The sequence below is a fragment of the Streptomyces viridosporus genome, assembly GCF_002078235.1.
Classification (GTDB): domain Bacteria; phylum Actinomycetota; class Actinomycetes; order Streptomycetales; family Streptomycetaceae; genus Streptomyces; species Streptomyces viridosporus.
Genome location: NZ_MSGP01000950.1, coordinates 1 through 713 on the forward strand (window position 1 = coordinate 1; position 713 = coordinate 713).

Sequence of the window (713 nt, forward strand, 5' to 3'; positions counted from 1 at the left end):
CGGCGCAGCAGGTCGAGGAAGGCCAGTCCGGCGCGGAGGTCTTCCTCGACCTGCTGCGCCGCCGGCCCACCGGACGCGAGCGGCTGCACTGGATCGGCCGCACCGAGGCGTTCGCCCCCATGGAGTACTCCAAACTCGGCCTCGAACACTTCACCCCCGACCACACCCGCTACTTCCACGCCCTCCCCGAACACGTCCGCGACCGGCTCGTCCCCGCACAGTGGCAACTCCACAAGGCCATCGACGCCGCCACCATCGCCGCCATCCACGACGAGCTCTACCGGCGCACCCTCCACGGCGGCTGGCCCGACACCGTGCTCACCCCCGGCGTCCACGTCCGCACCGCCGGCCGCCTCGCCACCGGCGGGATCGAACTCCACCTCGAGCACCCCCGACAGCACACCCGCACCCGTCTCACCACCGACGCCGTCGTCCTCGCCACCGGCCACCGGCAGCGCCCCCTCGACCGCCTCCTCGCCGCCCTCGCCCCCCACCGCGACCGCGCCGGCCGACCCCGCGTCGACGAACACTTCCGCCTCACCCTGGACCCCTCCGTCACCGGCACGGTGTACGTCCAGAACGCCGAACTGCACACCCACGGAGTCGGCGCGCCCGACCTCGGACTCGCCGCCTGGCGCAGCGCCACGATCCTCAACCACCTCACCGGCGGACAGACCTACCCCCTCCCCGCCCGCACCGCCTTCACCACCTTC

1 protein-coding gene is annotated in these 713 nt (G+C 73.4%); it reads left to right on the top strand.

Features of this window, described 5'->3' with window-relative positions; genetic code table 11:
* The coding region (locus B7L92_RS38855) for a SidA/IucD/PvdA family monooxygenase (protein WP_159461100.1) at window positions 1-713 on the top strand (713 nt) is incomplete at both ends.